Annotated in this window: 3 protein-coding genes; 2 read left to right on the top strand and 1 reads right to left on the bottom strand. The window is 70.5% G+C overall.

Going from position 1 to position 2,675, the window contains the following annotated elements; translation table 11 throughout:
* Window positions 1-70: 70 nt before the first annotated feature.
* Entirely contained in the window at window positions 71-466 is a 396-nt protein-coding gene (locus tag ACYVE9_RS22015; protein WP_461029623.1) for a hypothetical protein, read from the bottom strand.
* A 104-nt stretch (window positions 467-570) separates the two neighbouring features.
* Here ACYVE9_RS22015 and ACYVE9_RS22010 point away from each other — a divergent pair, with 104 nt between their 5' ends.
* Window positions 571-1,050: a hypothetical protein gene (locus ACYVE9_RS22010; RefSeq protein WP_461029622.1), complete on the top strand. Its 480-nt coding sequence runs from the start codon at window positions 571-573 to the stop codon at window positions 1,048-1,050.
* A 244-nt stretch (window positions 1,051-1,294) separates the two neighbouring features.
* Window positions 1,295-2,557, top strand: a complete 1,263-nt coding sequence (locus tag ACYVE9_RS22005; protein ID WP_461029621.1) for a L,D-transpeptidase — start codon at window positions 1,295-1,297, stop codon at window positions 2,555-2,557.
* Window positions 2,558-2,675: the final 118 nt, after the last annotated feature.

Below are 2,675 nucleotides of genomic sequence, written 5' to 3'. Positions count from 1 at the left end.
CGGCACGAACGTGTGCCGGCCCGGACCACGAACAGTCGGACGGCCCGGACGCTCAGGCGGCTCGCACGGCTCAGGCAGTGGGGCGCGTGCGCCGGGTGGCGTGCACGACCAGCCCCGCGCCCAGGCCGAGGAACGCGATGCCGCCGGTCAGGTAGGGCGTGGTGTCGAAGCTGCCGGTGTCCGCGAGACGCGGCGACGCGTTCGGGGCCGTGCCCTCCGCTGCTCCGCCTTCCGGCCCGCCCGCCTCGGGCTGCCCGGCCTCCGACCGGGTGGCCTGCGAACGGGTGACCTGCGCCCGGACGGCCTCCGAACGGTCGGCCTCCGACTGGGTGGTGCTCGCCGCCGGGGGTGAGGACGCCTGCGGCTCCGTCTCGTTCGTCGCCTTCGCCGTCGGCACGAACCACAGCGCGCAGAGCAGCCCTCCCGCCACGGCGGAGGTCACCAGCGGACGGCGGTGTGCGGCCACTCGGGCCCCCTTCGTGCGGTGAAACAGCAGTGCGGGGACCGATGTTAGCGACGGCGGCGGGTCGTGGGGAAGTCCGGGCGGAGAAGCCGCCTACCCTCCGTGGCATGAACGCTGAAGAAGCCTCCGGTTCCGCCCGCCACGTACGGCTCCAGGTCGAGCTCGTGCTCGAGGTCGCAGACCCGGCACAGCTGAGCCGGGCGGCCCTCGACCACATCCGCGGCGACGAACTCATGCCCGACGACGAGCGCGGTCACGCGACCGCGGCGGTCAGCGACGACCCGGCCGAAGCCGTCGCCTACCTCGTCGACCCGATCGACCTGGTCAGCGACGTTCCCGGGGTGCAGCTCGCCCAGGCCTCCTGGAGCAGCGAGACCGTCGACTACGACCCGGACGCCGAGCAGTGGCAGTTCGACGAACTCGACGACAGCCTCGACACCGACCCCGACGAGCCGTCCGGCTACGACGAGTACGACCGGTCCGGCGGCGAGCACAGCCGCTTCGCGGCGGCCGACGGCCATTCCGGTTCCGGTCGGCCGGGAAGCCCGGACGGAGGTGAAGGGCGCGCCCACCTCGGCGCCCGGTAACCCTCCCGCGCCCCCCTCGCGCTACTCCCCGCGTCGCCCGTGCGCCCCCGCCCCGAAGCCTCAGGGGCGGGGCGGTGCGCGTCCCGAAGGTGGTCCCCGACACACAGCGGCGTGTCATGGCCCACAATTCGGCTTCAGGTGGAACGAGCGGCGACCCCGTTGCGTTCTCTTACGTACGACTGTGACGTGACTTGCCCGCTTTGCGGGCGGAGTCGTCCTCGGGAGTCAGGGGCTTGGAAGGCGTATGGAGATGCGAGTGAACCCGGTCAGGACACACCGCAGGAGCATCGCGACCGCCGCGGCGCTCGTCAGCGGCGTCCTTGTGCTCTCCGCCTGCAGCGGCGGCGGTGGCGGTGGTGGTGGGAGCGCCGAGAAGAGCGAGGAGCCGTCGAAGGCCGACAAGGCCGTGGCGGAAAACTCGTCGGACGCTCGAATATCCATCTCACCGAAGAACGGCGCCGACAACGCCGGCATCAACAACGACGCCGAGGTGACCGTCAAGGACGGCGAGCTCACCGAGGTCACCATGACGGCCGTCAAGGCCGGCACCGCCGTCGAGGGCGAGATCAGCGCAGACCGCAAGACGTGGAAGCCCGCCACCAAGCTGGAGCGGGCCACCGAGTACCGCATCGAGGCCGTCGCGAAGGACGGGGAGGGCCGCGAGGCCACCCAGAACTCGACCTTCAGCACCGTCTCGCCGGCCAACAGCTTCATCGGCTACTTCACGCCCGAGGACGGCTCGACCGTCGGCGTGGGCATGCCGGTCTCGATCAACTTCGACAAGCCGATCGCGAACAAGCAGGCGGTCCAGTCCGCGATCGAGGTCAGCAGCTCCGGCGGCCAGGAGATCGTCGGCCACTGGTTCGACGACAAGCGCCTCGACTTCCGGCCGAAGGACTACTGGAAGGCCGGTTCCGAGGTCGACGTCAAGATGGGCCTGGACGGTGTCGAGGGCTCCAACGGCGTGACCGGTGTGCAGGACCGCAGCTTCAGCTTCACCGTGGGCCGCGCCCAGGTCAGCACCGTGGACGTGAAGGCGCACACCATGACGGTCGTCCGGGACGGCAAGGAGCTGAAGACCGTCCCGATCTCCGCGGGCAGCGAGGAGACCCCGACCTACAACGGTCAGATGGTGATCTCCGAGAAGTTCAAGGAGACCCGGATGAACGGCGCGACGGTCGGCTTCACCGACGACGACGGCGAGGGTGAGTACGACATCCCCGACGTGCCGCACGCCATGCGCCTCTCCACCTCCGGCACCTTCATCCACGGCAACTACTGGGGCGCCCCCTTCGGCTCCGGCAACACCAGCCACGGCTGTGTGGGCCTCAAGGACGTCAAGGGTGCTGACGACGAGTCCACCGACGGCGCCTGGTTCTACGACAACTCCATGATCGGCGACCTGGTCGTCGTGAAGAACTCCCCGGACAAGACCATCGCCCCGGACAACGGCCTCAACGGCTGGAACATGTCCTGGGAGGACTGGAAGGCCGGATCGGCTCTCTGAGCCCCGCGGTGAGGGCCCTCGGGCCCGTCCGCACACCTCCGAGCCCTGCGGCCCGCCTGCCCGGGCGGGCCGGTCGGGGTGACGGCGTACGAAGGCGCCCGGTGGGACAACCGTCCCA

It is taken from the genome of Streptomyces sparsus (assembly GCF_054776295.1).
Note: the sequence above shows the minus strand (reverse complement) of the source record. Positions and strands in the feature narration are given on the sequence as shown.